Raw genomic sequence first — 14,565 nt, 5'->3', positions numbered from 1 at the left:
AAGATGGCGGCTCGTCAGGAGACCGTTGCGCGCGTCGAAGAAATCGACGTCGACGCCTATAAATATGGGTTTTCGACCGACATCGAGTCGGAAAAGGCTCCCAAAGGCCTCAACGAAGACATCGTCCGTTTCATCTCGGCGAAGAAGAACGAGCCGGATTGGATGACGGAATGGCGCCTCGAGGCTTATCGCCGCTGGCTGACCATGCCGGAGCCGACCTGGGCGCGCGTGCATTATCCGCCGATCGACTATCAGGACCTCTATTACTATTCGGCGCCGAAATCGACGCCCGGTCCGAAAACGCTCGACGAGGTCGATCCCGAACTGCTGCGCACTTATGAAAAGCTCGGCATTCCGCTGCGCGAGCAGGAGATTCTCGCCGGGGTGGAGACGCGCCGCGTCGCGGTCGACGCCGTTTTCGACAGCGTCTCGGTGGCGACGACCTTCAAGGAGGAGCTCGCTAAAGCGGGCGTGATCTTCTGCCCGATCTCTGAGGCGGTGAAGACTCACCCCGAACTGGTGAGGAAATATCTAGGCTCCGTCGTGCCGGTGACGGACAATTTCTACGCCACGCTGAACAGCGCGGTCTTCTCCGACGGCTCCTTCGTCTATGTGCCGAAGGGCGTGCGGTGCCCGATGGAGCTTTCCACCTATTTCCGCATCAACGAGAAGAACACCGGCCAGTTCGAGCGCACGCTCATCATCGCGGATGAGGGCGCCTATGTGAGCTATCTCGAAGGCTGCACGGCGCCAAAGCGCGACGAGAACCAGTTGCATGCAGCGGTCGTGGAGCTTGTCGCGCTCGACGACGCCGAGATCAAATATTCGACGGTGCAGAACTGGTATCCCGGCGACAGCGAAGGCAAGGGCGGCATTTATAATTTCGTGACGAAGCGCGGCGACTGCCGCGGCCGCAATTCGCATATTTCCTGGACTCAGGTGGAGACGGGCTCCGCCATCACCTGGAAATATCCGTCATGCGTCCTGCGCGGCGACGGGTCCCACGGCGAGTTCTATTCGATCGCTGTGTCGAACGGCCGTCAGCAGGTCGACAGCGGCACCAAGATGCTGCATCTCGGCAAGAACACGACAAGCCGCATCATCTCGAAGGGCATTTCGGCCGGCCATTCGCAGAATACCTATCGCGGCCAGGTCTCCGCGCATCGCAAGGCGGAAGGGGCGCGCAATTTCACGCAATGCGACAGCCTGCTGATCGGCCATGACTGCGGCGCCCATACCGTGCCCTATGTCGAGTCGAAGAACCCGAGCGCGCAATTCGAGCATGAGGCGACGACCTCGAAAATCTCCGATGACCAGCTCTTCTACGCCATGCAACGCGGGCTTTCCCAGGAAGAGGCGACGGCGCTGATCGTCAACGGCTTCGTGCGCGACGTGCTGCAGCAGCTTCCGATGGAGTTCGCGGTCGAGGCGCAGAAATTGATTTCGATCTCTCTGGAAGGAAGCGTGGGGTGACGGGAAAAGCCCGTCACGACGGGACTCTCCCGGCGCGCCGAAACGAGAGACGGACGGCGAGGAGAGTCGTGGAAAGCCAAGATACGAATGGCGGGTTCAAGGCCTGCGATGACGCATAAAGGCGGCGGAAATACACATGCTCGAAATAAAAAACCTCCACGTCTCGGTCGGCGGGCGGGAAATTCTGAAAGGCTTGACGCTCAGCGTGAAAGCTGGCGAGGTCGCCGCCATCATGGGCCCGAACGGCACGGGCAAGTCGACGCTTTCCTACGTCATCGCCGGCCGCGAGGGTTATGACGTCACCGAAGGCGAAGTGAAGCTCAACGGCGAGAATATTCTCGGCCTCGAGCCTTCCGAACGCGTCGCCAAGGGCGTCTTCCTCGCCTTCCAATATCCTGTCGAGATTCCGGGCGTCGCGACCATGACCTTCCTCAAAGCGGCGCTCAACGCCTGTCGGCGCGCGCGCGGCGAGGCGGAGCTGCAGACCCCCGAATTCATCAAGCGCGTGAATGAGGCGGCGGCGGCGCTTGGCGTGCCGCAGGACATGCTGAAGCGCCCGGTCAATTCCGGCTTCTCCGGCGGCGAGAAGAAACGCATGGAAATTCTGCAGATGGCGTTGCTGCAACCCAAGCTCGCCATCCTCGACGAAACGGATTCGGGACTCGACATCGACGCGTTGCGCGTCGTGTCGGAGGGCGTCAATGCGCTGCGCGCCCCCGACCGCAGTTTTGTCGTCATCACCCATTATCAACGCCTGCTCGACTACATTAAGCCCGACACGGTGCATGTCATGGCGAAAGGCTGCATCCAGCGCACCGGCGGGCCGGAGCTTGCATTGGAGCTCGAAGAGCGGGGCTATCAGGAATACGTCGCGGAAGAGGCGGTGTGAGGCGATGATAAAATTGGCGAGCGAAGCGGAAGGCGCCTTCGCGTCATTCTTTGAAGAAATGCAGGACAAGGGCGCGCCGAAATTGCGCGCGGCGGCTTGGGCGGCGTTCGCCGATCGCGGCCTGCCGAACCGTCGCATCGAGTCCTGGCATTACACCGACCTCAAGGCCGCGCTCAGCAAGCCGGCGCCGCTCGCGAAAGCCTCTCACGCCAGCCCAGCGTTGCCGCGCGCGCACGATTCGCTGCGGCTTGTCACCCTCGACGGGGTTTTCCGGCCCGATCTTTCAGATTTGGCGCGGCTCCCGGAAGGCGTCGTCGCGCAGTCGCTGCGCGACGCGCTGGAGGAAGGCGCGGCGGAGGTAATGACAGCGCTGGCGAGCGCCGATCTTGGCGTCGATGACGCCGTCGTCGCGCTCAACGCCGCGCTCATGCAGGACGGGGTCGTGCTGCGCTTCGCGCCGGGCGCGAAGATCGAGCGCGCGATCGAACTCGCGACTTTCGCTTCCGCCGAGGCCGCGCAGTCGAGCTATACGCGTTCGCTCGTGATACTGGGCGCGGGCGCGCATGCGACATTGATCGAAACCGTCGCTTCGCTTTCCAAGGCGCCGGCGCAGGACAATCACGCCATGGCCGTCCGGCTCGGCGCGGGCGCTTCACTCGATCTCGTCACCGTCTTCTCCGGCGACGCGCCTGAGTCGATCCGGCTCCTCAGCCTGCTCGCGCATCTTGAAGGGGATGCGGCGCTTAACTCATTCGCCTTGATCGAGGGAGAGGGGCTGGCGCGCCGGCAACTCTTCGCGCGTCTCGACGGCGAAAACGCGAAAGCCGCCTTCAACGGCGCGACGCTCGGCCGCGGACGCCTGCACGCGGACACGACGCTTGTCGTCGATCATGCGAAGCCGCATGGCGAAAGCCGCGAATGTTTCCGAACCATTCTCGATCAACAAAGCGTCGGCGTTTTTCAGGGCAAGATCATCGTGCGGCCCGGCGCGCAGAAGACGGACGGCTCGATGCAGTCCAAGGCGTTGCTCCTCTCCGAGAACGCCACCATGAACAACAAGCCCGAGCTTGAGATATTCGCCGATGACGTGCAATGCGGACACGGCGCAACATGCGGACGGATCGACAAGAATCAGCTCTTTTATCTTTGCGCGCGCGGGGTGCCGCGACGCGAGGCCGAAGCCCTGCTGATCGAAGGATTCGCCAATGAAGCGGTGGAGACGCTCGACAATGACGAGTTGCGCGCGTTTTTGAGCGAACGCGTCGGCGCTTGGCTCTCGCGAAGGATTGCAGGATGAACGAGCTCACACGCATTCGCGCCGCCTATGATGTGGAGGAAATCCGCAAGGATTTTCCGATCCTCTCGGAACGTCCCTATGGCAAGCCGCTCGCTTATCTCGACAACGCCGCCTCGGCGCAAAAGCCGCGCGCCGTCATAGAGCGGCTGTCGCATTTTTACGAACATGAATACGCCAATGTGCATCGCGGGCTGCATTATCTCGCCAACGCCTCGACGGAGGCCTATGAGGGCGCGCGCGAGGCGGTGCGACGCTTTCTGAACGCGGAGTCGACGGAAGAAATCATATTCACCCGCGGCGCGACGGAGGCGTTGAATCTAGTGGCGGCCTCGTTCGGCCTCGCCCATATCGGCGAAGGCGACGAAATCATCCTGTCGCTCACCGAGCATCATTCCAACATCGTGCCCTGGCATTTTCTGCGCGAGCGCAAGGGCGCCGTGCTGAAATGGATCGAGACGGACGACGATGGAAGGTTCGACCCCGACGCTTTCGAAAAGCTCTTCACCGACCGCACCAAGATCGTCACGCTCACCCATATGTCGAACGTGCTGGGCTGGCCGACGCCGATCGCCGAAGTCGCGCGCATCGCCCATGCGCATGGGGTTCCGCTTGTCGTCGACGGGTCGCAGGGCGCGGTGCATCTCGACGTCGACGTGCGCGCGCTGGATGTGGATTTCTATATCGTGACGGGCCACAAACTCTACGGACCGACCGGAATCGGCGCGCTTTACGGCAAGCGTAAATGGCTCGAGGAACTGCCGCCTTTCTGCGGCGGCGGCGAGATGATCGAAACCGTGTCGCGCGATTACGTAACTTATAACGCGCCCCCGCATCGCTTCGAAGCCGGCACGCCGCCGATCGCTCAAGCCGTCGGCCTCGGCGCGGCTCTGGACTATATGGAGCGTATCGGCCGGCCGGCGATCCGCGAGCATGAGGCGAAGCTCACCGCCTATGCGCATGAGCGCCTTGCGCAGATCGAGGGCCTGCGCATCTTCGGCCGCGCGCCGGACAAGGGGCCGATCCTCTCCTTCGACATGGCGGCGGCGCATGCGCATGACATTGCGACGATCATCGACCGTTCGGGAATCGCCGTGCGCGCCGGCACGCATTGCGCCATGCCGCTTCTGAGCCACTTCGGGGTTTCCTCAACCTGCCGCGCCTCCTTCGCGCTCTATAATACGCTCGAGGAGATCGACCGGCTGGCCGAGGCGCTGAACAAGTCCCGCGCCCTGTTCTCCTGAGGAGAATTGCGTGCTCATGACCGATGTTTCCCCTACGAGCGACGCGCCGCGCGACGCCGCGTCGGATCGGACGCCTCAGGCCATCGAGATGGAGCGTCTGACGAATGACATCGTGAAGGCGCTCAAAACTGTGTTCGACCCGGAAATTCCCGCCGACATCTATGAGCTGGGCCTTGTCTACCGAGTAGATATTTCCGACGAGGGAGTCGTGGAAATCGACATGACGCTGACCGCTCCGGGTTGTCCCGTCGCGGGGGAAATGCCTATATGGGTGAAGAACGCGGTGAGCGCCGTGCCCGGCGTCAGCGACGTGAAAGTCAATATGGTGTTCGATCCGCCTTGGGATCAAAGCCGTATGTCGGATGAGGCGAGGGTCGCTCTCGACATGTGGTGAGCGCGAAAGCGCCGATAACGGGGGATAGCGAGCGATGGCGGCCTTGCCGAAAATGAGCGTGATGAATGTGAGCCCGGCGGCGGCCGAGCGCGTGCGCGCGCTGCTGGCGAAGGCGGGCCCCGACGAGGGCTTGCGCGTCTCCGTCGAAAAGGGCGGCTGCGCGGGCATGTCCTACAAAATGGAGATCGGCGAACCGCTCCCAGGCGACGAAGTGATCGAGAGCGAGGGCGCGCGGGTCATCATCGACGCCAAGGCGGTGCTTTATCTCCTCGGCACGAGGATGGATATGAAGTCGACGCAGTTCAGCTCGACCTTCGTCTTCGAAAACCCCAATCAGACCTCGGCCTGCGGCTGCGGCGAAAGCGTCGAATTGAAGCCGGCCGGGGAAGAGCCCGCGCTGAGCGCTGTGGAGCCGTAGCGCCTCCACGCGCCAAAGGCCTTCCCTGGCCTTCGTTCCTCCTATAGAGCGCCTTTCCGCCAGGCTCGCCGGGGCTCCTCGCCAATTGCGGCCTGAGAGAAGCCGGCGGAGCCGCTTCAAGGGCAGGAGGCGCCCGGCCCGGACGCGCCAAGGGCGCCCAATTTGAGAATACGCTTGGATGAAGCCGGAAAAACCACGCCAAGCCCTCTTACTATCTCTATAAATATTTGAAATAGAAAGATATTCCATATATGTCGCGGCTGGCGCCTGCGCCGAGAATCGCCTATAGAAATACGACGCGAAACGCTCAATTCGAATTGGCGCGCCATTGGCTGACGAAGACACAAAAAAAGACGATCCCGATAAGCCCGGTTCGGATATCAAGCCGGTGTCCATCGCCGACGAGATGAAGCGCTCCTATCTCGATTATGCGATGAGCGTGATCGTTTCGCGCGCGCTGCCTGACGTGCGCGACGGGTTGAAGCCCGTGCATCGCCGCATTCTCTTCTCGATGCATGAGAATGGGCACACGCCCGACAAGGCCTATGTGAAATCCGCGCGCATCGTCGGCGACGTGATGGGTAAATATCACCCGCATGGCGACGCCGCGATTTACGACGCGCTGGTGCGCATGGCGCAGCCCTTTTCGATGCGGCTGCCGCTCATCGACGGGCAAGGCAATTTCGGCTCGGTGGACAATGATCCGCCGGCGGCGATGCGCTATACGGAGTCGCGTCTCGCCAAGCCCGCGCTCGCGTTGCTCGAGGACCTCGATGAGGGCACGGTCGATTTCCAGCCGAACTACGACGCCAAGGAGCACGAGCCCTCGGTTCTTCCCGCGCGCTTTCCGAATCTTCTCGTAAACGGCGCGGGCGGAATCGCCGTCGGCATGGCGACGAATATTCCGCCGCATAATCTCGGCGAGGTGATCGACGCCTGCGTGGCGATGATTGACAAACCGGATATGAGCGTCGCCGAGCTGATGGAGATCGTGCCGGGTCCGGATTTTCCGACCGCGGCGACGATCCTCGGGCGCGGCGGCATTCGCAATGCCTTTGCGACCGGGCGCGGCTCGATCATCATGCGCGCGAAAGGCGGCATCGAGACGCTGCGCAAGGATCGCGAGGCGATCGTCTTCACCGAAATTCCTTATCAGGTGAACAAGGCGGCGCTGATCGAGCGCATCGCCGATCTCGTCAAGGAAAAGAAGATCGAGGGCATCTCCGATCTGCGCGACGAATCCGACCGCGACGGCATGCGCATCGTTATCGAGTTGAAGCGCGAGGCGGTCGCCGACGTGGTGATGAATCAGCTCTGGCGCCACACCGCGCTGCAGACGAGTTTCCCCGTGAATATGATCGCGCTGAACGGCGGGCGCCCCGAGCTGATGACGCTCCATGACGTGCTGCGCGCCTTCGTCGATTTCCGCGAGACGGTGGTGACGCGGCGCACCAAGTTCCGTCTCGCCAAGGCGCGCGACAACGCCCATTTGCAGGTCGGCCTCGCCATCGCCGTCGCCAATATCGACGAGGTCATTCATCTCATCCGTTCGTCGCCCGACGCGGCGGCGGCGCGCGAAGCCTTGATGGCGCGCGACTGGCCGGCGAAGGACATGGCGCCGCTCGTCGAGCTGATCGCCGATCCGCGCCATAAGCTCAGCGAAGACGGAACCTGCCGCCTGTCGGAGGCGCAGGCGCGCGCCATTCTCGATCTGCGCCTGCAACGCTTGACCGCGCTAGGCCGCGAGGAAATCGCCGAGGCCTTGAACAAGCTCGCCGCCGAGATCGCCGATTATCTTGATATCCTGCGCTCGCGCGAACGGCTCTTCGCCATCGTCAAGGAGGAGCTGCTCGCGGTCAAGGAAGCGCACGCCACGCCGCGCCGCACGGAAATTATCGAGGCCGACGGCGAGGTCGAGGACGAAGACCTCATCGCTCGCGAGGATATGGTCGTGACCGTCTCGCATGCCGGCTATATCAAGCGCGTGCCGCTCTCGACCTATCGCGCGCAGCGGCGCGGCGGCAAGGGCCGCTCCGGCATGCAGACGAAGGAGGAGGATTTCGTCCACCGGCTCTTCGTCGCCAATACGCATACGCCGGTGCTGTTCTTTTCCTCGCTTGGCAAGGCCTATAAAGAGAAGGTCTGGCGCCTGCCGCTCTCGGCGCCGCAGGCGCGGGGCAAGGCGCTCGTCAATATGCTGCCGCTGGAGCAGGGCGAACGCATCACCACCATCATGCCGCTGCCCGAGGATGAAGGAAGCTGGGCGACGCTCGACGTGATCTTTGCGACGACGGGCGGCACGATAAGGCGCAACAAGCTTTCCGATTTTATCGAGGTGCGCCGCAACGGCCTCATCGCGATGAAGCTCGACGAGGGGGAGGCGATCGTCGATGTCGCGACCGCGACCGAGCGCGACGACGTGCTGCTGACGACGCGCGACGGCCATTGCATTCGCTTCGCCACGCCCGAGGTGCGCGTCTTCCAGGGCCGCACCTCCATGGGCGTGCGCGGCGTGACGCTGGGGGAGGGGGACAGGGTGATCTCGCTCTCCATCCTCAATCATTTCGAGGCGACGGGGGATGAGCGCGCCTCCTACCTCAAGCGCGCCAACGCGCTGCGTCGGCGCATGGGCGAAGACGTGTCGCCGGAGGGGGGCGAAACGGGCGCCGACGCGGAAGAAGCGGCGGGCGCCGTGGAGCTTTCCGATACGCGCTTCTATGAGATGCAGGCGGCCGAGCAGATCATCCTGACCGTGTCGGAGAACGGCTACGGCAAGCGGACGAGCTCTTACGAATATCGAACGACCGGGCGCGGCGGCAAAGGCATCGTCGCCATGGCGGTGAACGCGCGCAACGGCAAGCTCGTGGCTTCATTCCCGGTGGCGCATGGCGACGAAATCATGCTGGTGACGGACGGCGGCCAGCTCATCCGCTGCCCGGTAGACGGCATCCGCATCGCCGGCCGCGGCGCGCAGGGCGTCATCGTGTTCGACACCGCCGATGACGAACGCGTGGTGTCGGTGGAGCATATCGGCGATGTGGGCGAAGGGGAGGAAGGCGAAGAGTGAAATGACTTCTATTTAACCGGTCGTCGTCGCGCCGCATGGCGGATATGCACGATCCACAATTCCTCGCCTTCGACCGCCCAATAAACAATATAGGGGAAAGGGCTGACCGGACGTTCGCGCAGCCCGCCCCAGTCCGAAAGCTGGCCGCCCAAAGGAAATATTTCAATCGAATCGATTGTCCTTTTTTGGAGCCCCTTTGACGCGCGCGGCGCCAACCGGACTTCTCTCATCCAAATAAGCGAAAATTTGCGAGAGATCAGCCAGCGCCCGCCGCGTAAATCGTGCTTTCATATGCCGTCATAACCCATGGCGCTTCCAAAGAGCGGCCACTTCCTCTTCCGAGGCGAATTCTCCGCGTCGCGCCTCCGCCAATCCATCTTCAAGCGCAGCGATGGTCACATCATCGAGCGCGGCAGGATGCGCGCCAGTCTCTATCGCATCGAGAATGAGCAGGGCGACGATATCCTGTTCCCCCTCGGAGAGCGCGCGCGCTTTATCGATGGCTTTTTCCAGCAGTTTTGTCATTTCTCTCTTTCCTCGGCCTTCCGCCCTTCGCGCGCGCAGCAGCCGCCTTCGCGGGCGAGCGCGACGCGCCGGCGCATCGCGCAAGATAAGACTTCGTTCCAAACACGCCGGCTAGCAGGCCCGGAACCGAGAGATCGACGTCAAGCGCCTCCCAATGGAGGCCCGCTCCGGCGCCTAGAATTTCGACCGCCTCCAATTGCTCGGGCGCGGCATCCTCTAACCCTTGCGCCAATCGCGCCGGAAAGACAAAGGCGCAGCCATTTGTCAATTCGACGATCACGCGATCATTGGCGCGGTCATAGCGCGCGGAGTCCGCGCGCGGCTCGATGATTTGAACTTGCGCGCCCCGCCTCAATGCGGCGTCAATCTCCGCCTCAGTGAGCTCACCCATGGATCGCCTCAGTAACCATCAATGAGAATAACCTATCACGATGGGTTTTCAATATCCCCAGCCGCCCGCGCCTTCAATTTCTCCGCCAGCGCCCTCACGATCGGCGCCTGACCTTTCGTGATCTTCTCCAGCGCCGCCTCCAGCGCGAACCAGCCGGCGCGATCGACCTCGGGAATTTCCATCCGCTTTCCCGATTTCGGCGGCCATTCGATCGGACACATATTGCTGCGCAGTTCGGCGGGGTCGAAATCCTGTTCGAGGGCGAAGGCGACGACCGTCTTGCCGCTCGGCTGAACGAAAGCGCCGAGCGGCGTCAAATCCCCCGCGGCGACAATGCCGGTCTCTTCCTCGAGTTCGCGCTTCGCCGCCGCGAGCGGGTCTTCGCCGACATCGATAAGGCCCTTGGGGATCGACCAGGCTCCCGCGTCCTTCTTGGCCCAGAAGGGACCGCCGGGATGGACCAGCAGAAACTCGACGCCGTCGCCGACCCGGCGAAACAGCAGAACGCCCGCGCTCGTCTTCGCCATCTGCCGCCCTCCGGTCAGCCTCCCATATTGCCCCGAAATCCCCTATACCCCTCTCATGACGACGCGCGTCGCCCTTTACTCGGGCAGTTTCGATCCTCTGACCTTCGGCCATCTCGACGTGATCGAGCAGGGCGCGGCGCTGTTCGACAAGATCATCGTCGCCATAGGCGTTCATCACGGCAAGGCGCCATGGCTGACCTTCGACGCGCGGGCGGCGATCATCCGCGACGTCTGCGCCAGGCTCGACGGAAAATGCGCCTTCGAGGTCGTGAGCTTCGACGGCCTCGTGGTCGAGGCGGCGCGCTGGCACGGGGCCTGCGCGATTTTGCGCGGTTTGCGGGACGGCGTCGATTTCGACTATGAGATGCAGATGGCGGGGATGAACGGGACGCTCGCGCCCGAGATCCGCACGATCTTCCTGCCGGCTTCGCCTGGGCTTCGCCATGTCAGCGGAACCTTCGTGCGTCAGATCGCGGCGCTTGGCGGCGACGTGTCCGGTTTCGCGCCGGCCGCAGCTGTCGAGGCCCTCAAACGCGCCGTTCAAAAGCGCGATAATACATAGGGAGGCTTTATGAAACTGACCCGCCGTCTGCTTCTCGCCGTTGCGGCCGTCGCCGCGCTTGGCGCTGTGCCCGCCTTCGCCGCCGACGAACACATCCTGTACCTTGACACCAAGGACGGCCGCGTCACCATCAAGCTGCGGCCCGACCTCGCGCCCAAGCACGTCGAGCGGATCGAAAAGCTCGCCAAGGAGCATTTCTACGACGGCATCGTGTTCCACCGCGTCATCGACGGATTCATGGCGCAGGCGGGCGATCCCACCGGCACGGGCATGAGCGGCTCGCGCTACCTCGACCTCAAGGCCGAGTTCTCGGATACGCCGTTCAAGCGCGGCACGCTCGGCATGGCGCGTCAGGCGGGCGACAAGGACTCCGCCAATTCGCAATTTTTCATCTGCTTCGCCGATGCGCCGCAGCTCAATGGCAAATATACGGTGTTCGGCGAAGTCGTATCGGGCATGGACATTGTCGACAAGATCAAGAAGGGATCGAAGTCGAATAATGGCATGGTCGATAGCCCGGATAAGATCGTTAAGCTCCGCGTCGCCGGAGACGAGAGCTGAGTTTTCCATAGTCCATCCGCAGCGTCATGCCCGCGCTTGTCGCGGGCATCCACGCGGGGATGCTCCTTGTGGATGGCCGGGCCAAGCCCGGCCATGACACATGGCGGAACCGGGCGCTCACGAAACAACAGGAGCCATTATGACAGACGCCGCCGACACAATGACGCTGGAGACGACCCAAGGGCCGGTCGTCATCAAATTTCGTCCCGACCTCGCGCCCAATCACGTCGCGCATATCAAGAAGCTCGTCTCCGAGGGCTTTTATGACGGCATCGTCTTTCACCGCGTGATCGACGGCTTCATGGCGCAGACGGGCTGTCCGCGCGGCACCGGCACCGGCGGCTCGAAATATCCGGACCTCAAGGCCGAGTTTAACGCCCAGCCGCACGTGCGCGGCACATGCTCCATGGCGCGCGCGCAGGATCCCGACAGCGCCAATTCGCAATTCTTCATCTGCTTTACCGACGCGGGCTTCCTCGACCGGAAATATACGGTGTGGGGCGAAGTGATCTCCGGCATGGAGAATGTCGACAAGATCAAGCGCGGCGAGCCGGTGCAGAATCCGGATAAAATCATCAAGGCGACGCTGGGCTGACGCTTTGCCGCGACACGCGCGTTATGGCTGGGCTTGTCCCGGCCATTTTCGCCTCAGCATTGACCCATGCGCGTCGACCTCTTCGACTTCGAGCTCCCGCAAGACCGTATCGCGCTGCGGCCCGCGAGCCCGCGCGACAGCGCGCGCATGCTGGTCGTTCCGGCCGTGGGCGGCTTTGAAGATCGAAGCGTAAGCGATCTGCCCGCCTATCTGCGGGAGGGCGATGCGCTTGTCGTCAATGATTCGCGCGTCATTCACGCGCGGCTTGCCGGACAGCGAATCCGCAGCGAAGCGAGCGCCAATGTCGAGGCGACGTTGATCGAGCGGCTCGATCCGTCGCGCTGGCGCGCGCTGGCGCGGCCGGCGAAAAAGCTCGCCATTGGCGATCGCATCTCCTTCGGCCCTCATTGCGACGCGCGCAGCGACCAAGCAGTCGAAACGTTCGATGCGCGCGTCGAAGCGAAAGGCGAGAACGGCGAGATCGCGCTCGCCTTCGACCTTGCCGGCGCGGCGCTGGATGCGGCGATCGAGGCGGCGGGCGAGATGCCTCTGCCGCCTTACATCGCCGGCAAGCGCGCGGCCGACGCGCGGGACGAAATCGACTATCAGACGCTCTTTGCGCGCGAGGCTGGGGCGGTGGCGGCGCCGACGGCGGGCCTGCATTTCACGCCGGCGCTTCTCGCCGCGATCGCGGCGCGCGGCGCGCGGCTTCATCGCGTGACGCTGCATGTCGGCGCCGGCACTTTTTTGCCGGTGAAGGCCGATGATACCGACGCCCATCTCATGCATGAGGAATTCGCCCGGCTCGACGCCAAGACGGCGGGGGCGCTCAATGAAACGCGCGGCAAGGGCGGGCGCATCGTCGCCGTCGGCACGACCGCCCTGCGCGTCTTGGAAAGCGCGGCGGACGCGGAGGGCAGACTGTCGCCTTACGCGGCGCGCACGAAAATTTTCATCACGCCCGGCTATCGTTTCCGCGCCGTCGATATCCTGCTCACCAATTTCCATCTGCCGCGCTCGACGCTCTTCATGCTGGTCTCGGCCTTCTCCGGCCTTGATCGCATAAAGGCCGCCTACGCCCATGCGATCGAGAACGGCTATCGCTTTTACTCCTATGGAGACGCCTGCCTCCTGCAGCGCGGCGAGCGATGAGCGAAGCGCGCGACATGCGCATTGTGGCGCTTTGGCGCGACGATCCGACCGAAGCGCCGATGACCGTCGACGCGCGCATTGTTGACGCGCGCATCGCCTCGACATGGGATCTTTTCGGCGCCTTCGATCTCGAGGGCGCGGGGATGCGGCCCTTCATCCTGCGCCGCGACGGCGGCATCGACTTCGGCGCGGGCATAGAGCGCTGGCGCACCGATTTACGTGAAGCGGAAATAAGGATCGGCGCGAATTTTTCCGTATGGTTCAATGAGACGGACAGCGGCCTCTATCGTATCGTCAAGATCGCGGCGCTCGGCGCCAAGGACGGGTTATGACGCAGGGCTTCTCCTTCGCCATCGACGCCACGGACGGCTTCGCCCGCAAGGGCGAGATTTTTACGCCGCGCGGAGCCATTCGCACGCCCGCCTTCATGCCGGTGGGCACGGCGGCGACGGTGAAGGCGATGTTTGTCGAGGACGTCCGCGCCGCGGGCGCCGATATTCTCCTCGGCAACGTCTATCATCTGATGCTGCGGCCGGGCGCGGAGCGCATCGCGCGGCTCGGCGGCCTGCATCATTTCATGCGCTGGCCCTATCCGATCCTCACCGATTCCGGCGGCTTTCAGGTGATGTCGCTGGCGAAGCTGCGCAAGCTCGACGAGCAAGGCGTCACCTTCCAGTCCCATATTGACGGCTCGCGCCACCAGCTATCGCCCGAACGTTCGATGGAAATACAGGACCTGCTCGGCGCCGATATTCAGATGCAGCTCGACGAATGCGTGCGCCTGCCATGTTCGGAAGCCGAGGCCGAGCGCGCCATGCGCCTCTCGCTGCGCTGGGCGGAGCGCTCGCGCAAGGCTTTTCGGGAGCGCCCGGGGAGGGCGCTTTTCGGCATCGTTCAGGGCGGCGCCTCTAAGCTCTTACGCATCGAGAGCGCCAAGGCGCTGGCGGATATGGACTTTCAAGGAATAGCTGTTGGCGGTCTCGCGGTGGGCGAACCGCAGCAGGTCATGCTCGACATGTTGGAGACCGCCATCCCGCATTTGCCCCTTGAGAAGCCGCGCTATCTGATGGGCGTCGGGACCCCCGACGACATTATGCAGGCGGTCGCGCGCGGCGTCGACATGTTCGATTGCGTGATGCCGACGCGGGCCGGCCGTCATGGCCTCGCCTATACCCGCCATGGCCGCGTGACGCTGCGCAACGCCCGTCACGCCGAGGATCCGCGCCCGCTCGATGAAGCATCCTCCTGTCCGGCGGCGCGGGATTATTCGCGCGCCTATCTGCACCATCTCGTGAAAGCGGGGGAAATCCTGGGGATGATGCTGCTGACGCAGGCCAATGTCGCCTATTATCAGGAGCTGATGGCGGGGATTCGCACGGCAATCGCGGCGGGCCGCCTGGGCGACTTCATGGCGGAGACGCGCGAAGGCTGGATCAGGGGCGAAAGCGCCTAAAAGGCCGTCGCAGAGTTTAC

17 protein-coding genes are annotated in these 14,565 nt (G+C 63.3%); 13 read left to right on the top strand and 4 right to left on the bottom strand.

Going from position 1 to position 14,565, the window contains the following annotated elements:
- The first annotated feature begins 3 nt into the window (after window positions 1-3).
- The 7 genes from sufB (at window position 4) to gyrA (ending at window position 8,779) form a co-directional block, all read left to right on the top strand.
- A complete protein-coding gene (gene sufB / locus V3H18_RS03555) occupies window positions 4-1,473 on the top strand; it encodes a Fe-S cluster assembly protein SufB (RefSeq protein WP_332080516.1) in 1,470 nt (489 codons plus the stop codon).
- Window positions 1,474-1,609: 136 nt separating this feature from the next.
- Window positions 1,610-2,362 carry a Fe-S cluster assembly ATPase SufC gene (gene sufC / locus V3H18_RS03550; protein WP_332080515.1) on the top strand — a complete coding sequence of 251 codons (753 nt, stop codon included), beginning with the start codon at window positions 1,610-1,612 and terminating at the stop codon, window positions 2,360-2,362.
- A gap of 4 nt (window positions 2,363-2,366) precedes the next feature.
- On the top strand, window positions 2,367-3,659 hold the full coding sequence (sufD, locus tag V3H18_RS03545) for a Fe-S cluster assembly protein SufD (protein WP_332080513.1): 1,293 nt from the start codon (window positions 2,367-2,369) through the stop codon (window positions 3,657-3,659).
- Window positions 3,656-4,900 (top strand): cysteine desulfurase, encoded by a 1,245-nt coding sequence (locus tag V3H18_RS03540; RefSeq protein ID WP_332080512.1) that lies wholly within the window; start codon window positions 3,656-3,658, stop codon window positions 4,898-4,900. Before sufD ends, V3H18_RS03540 begins: the two co-directional genes overlap by 4 nt.
- A gap of 16 nt (window positions 4,901-4,916) precedes the next feature.
- Window positions 4,917-5,294: an SUF system Fe-S cluster assembly protein gene (locus V3H18_RS03535; RefSeq protein WP_332080511.1), complete on the top strand. Its 378-nt coding sequence runs from the start codon at window positions 4,917-4,919 to the stop codon at window positions 5,292-5,294.
- A 34-nt stretch (window positions 5,295-5,328) separates the two neighbouring features.
- On the top strand, window positions 5,329-5,712 hold the full coding sequence (locus V3H18_RS03530) for a HesB/IscA family protein (protein ID WP_332080510.1): 384 nt from the start codon (window positions 5,329-5,331) through the stop codon (window positions 5,710-5,712).
- Window positions 5,713-6,040: 328 nt separating this feature from the next.
- Window positions 6,041-8,779, top strand: coding sequence for a DNA gyrase subunit A (gyrA, locus tag V3H18_RS03525; RefSeq protein ID WP_332080509.1), 2,739 nt, complete (start codon window positions 6,041-6,043; stop codon window positions 8,777-8,779).
- Window positions 8,780-8,787: 8 nt separating this feature from the next.
- Here the strand turns inward: gyrA and V3H18_RS03520 are convergent, their stop codons facing one another.
- The 4 genes from V3H18_RS03520 to V3H18_RS03505 all read right to left on the bottom strand — a co-directional run bounded on the left by V3H18_RS03520 (window position 8,788) and on the right by V3H18_RS03505 (window position 10,222).
- A complete protein-coding gene (locus tag V3H18_RS03520) occupies window positions 8,788-8,994 on the bottom strand; it encodes a hypothetical protein (RefSeq protein WP_332080508.1) in 207 nt (68 codons plus the stop codon).
- Window positions 8,995-9,076: 82 nt separating this feature from the next.
- Window positions 9,077-9,304 carry a hypothetical protein gene (locus V3H18_RS03515; RefSeq protein WP_332080507.1) on the bottom strand — a complete coding sequence of 76 codons (228 nt, stop codon included), beginning with the start codon at window positions 9,302-9,304 and terminating at the stop codon, window positions 9,077-9,079.
- Window positions 9,273-9,695: a DUF2442 domain-containing protein gene (locus V3H18_RS03510; RefSeq protein ID WP_332080506.1), complete on the bottom strand. Its 423-nt coding sequence runs from the start codon at window positions 9,693-9,695 to the stop codon at window positions 9,273-9,275. Before V3H18_RS03510 ends, V3H18_RS03515 begins: the two co-directional genes overlap by 32 nt.
- A 35-nt stretch (window positions 9,696-9,730) precedes the next feature.
- Window positions 9,731-10,222, bottom strand: coding sequence for an NUDIX domain-containing protein (locus V3H18_RS03505; protein WP_332080505.1), 492 nt, complete (start codon window positions 10,220-10,222; stop codon window positions 9,731-9,733).
- 55 nt (window positions 10,223-10,277) lie between these two features.
- Here V3H18_RS03505 and coaD point away from each other — a divergent pair, with 55 nt between their 5' ends.
- The 6 genes from coaD to tgt all read left to right on the top strand — a co-directional run bounded on the left by coaD (window position 10,278) and on the right by tgt (window position 14,545).
- Window positions 10,278-10,784 carry a pantetheine-phosphate adenylyltransferase gene (gene coaD, locus V3H18_RS03500; protein ID WP_332080504.1) on the top strand — a complete coding sequence of 169 codons (507 nt, stop codon included), beginning with the start codon at window positions 10,278-10,280 and terminating at the stop codon, window positions 10,782-10,784.
- Window positions 10,785-10,793: 9 nt separating this feature from the next.
- Window positions 10,794-11,345 (top strand): peptidylprolyl isomerase, encoded by a 552-nt coding sequence (locus tag V3H18_RS03495; protein WP_332080503.1) that lies wholly within the window; start codon window positions 10,794-10,796, stop codon window positions 11,343-11,345.
- Window positions 11,346-11,484: 139 nt separating this feature from the next.
- Entirely contained in the window at window positions 11,485-11,940 is a 456-nt protein-coding gene (locus tag V3H18_RS03490) for a peptidylprolyl isomerase (protein ID WP_332080502.1), read from the top strand.
- Window positions 11,941-12,006: 66 nt separating this feature from the next.
- Window positions 12,007-13,092 (top strand): tRNA preQ1(34) S-adenosylmethionine ribosyltransferase-isomerase QueA, encoded by a 1,086-nt coding sequence (queA, locus tag V3H18_RS03485; RefSeq protein WP_332080501.1) that lies wholly within the window; start codon window positions 12,007-12,009, stop codon window positions 13,090-13,092.
- Window positions 13,089-13,424, top strand: a complete 336-nt coding sequence (locus V3H18_RS03480) for a hypothetical protein (RefSeq protein WP_332080500.1) — start codon at window positions 13,089-13,091, stop codon at window positions 13,422-13,424. Before queA ends, V3H18_RS03480 begins: the two co-directional genes overlap by 4 nt.
- Entirely contained in the window at window positions 13,421-14,545 is a 1,125-nt protein-coding gene (gene tgt / locus V3H18_RS03475; protein WP_332080499.1) for a tRNA guanosine(34) transglycosylase Tgt, read from the top strand. The genes V3H18_RS03480 and tgt overlap by 4 nt, the downstream gene beginning before the upstream one ends.
- Window positions 14,546-14,565: the final 20 nt, after the last annotated feature.

The sequence above is a fragment of the Methylocystis borbori genome, from assembly GCF_036576025.1.
GTDB classification, from domain to species: Bacteria; Pseudomonadota; Alphaproteobacteria; order Rhizobiales; family Beijerinckiaceae; genus Methylocystis; species Methylocystis borbori.
The sequence above is the reverse complement of the archived record's forward strand: the minus strand, read 5'-3'. Positions and strand labels throughout refer to the sequence as shown.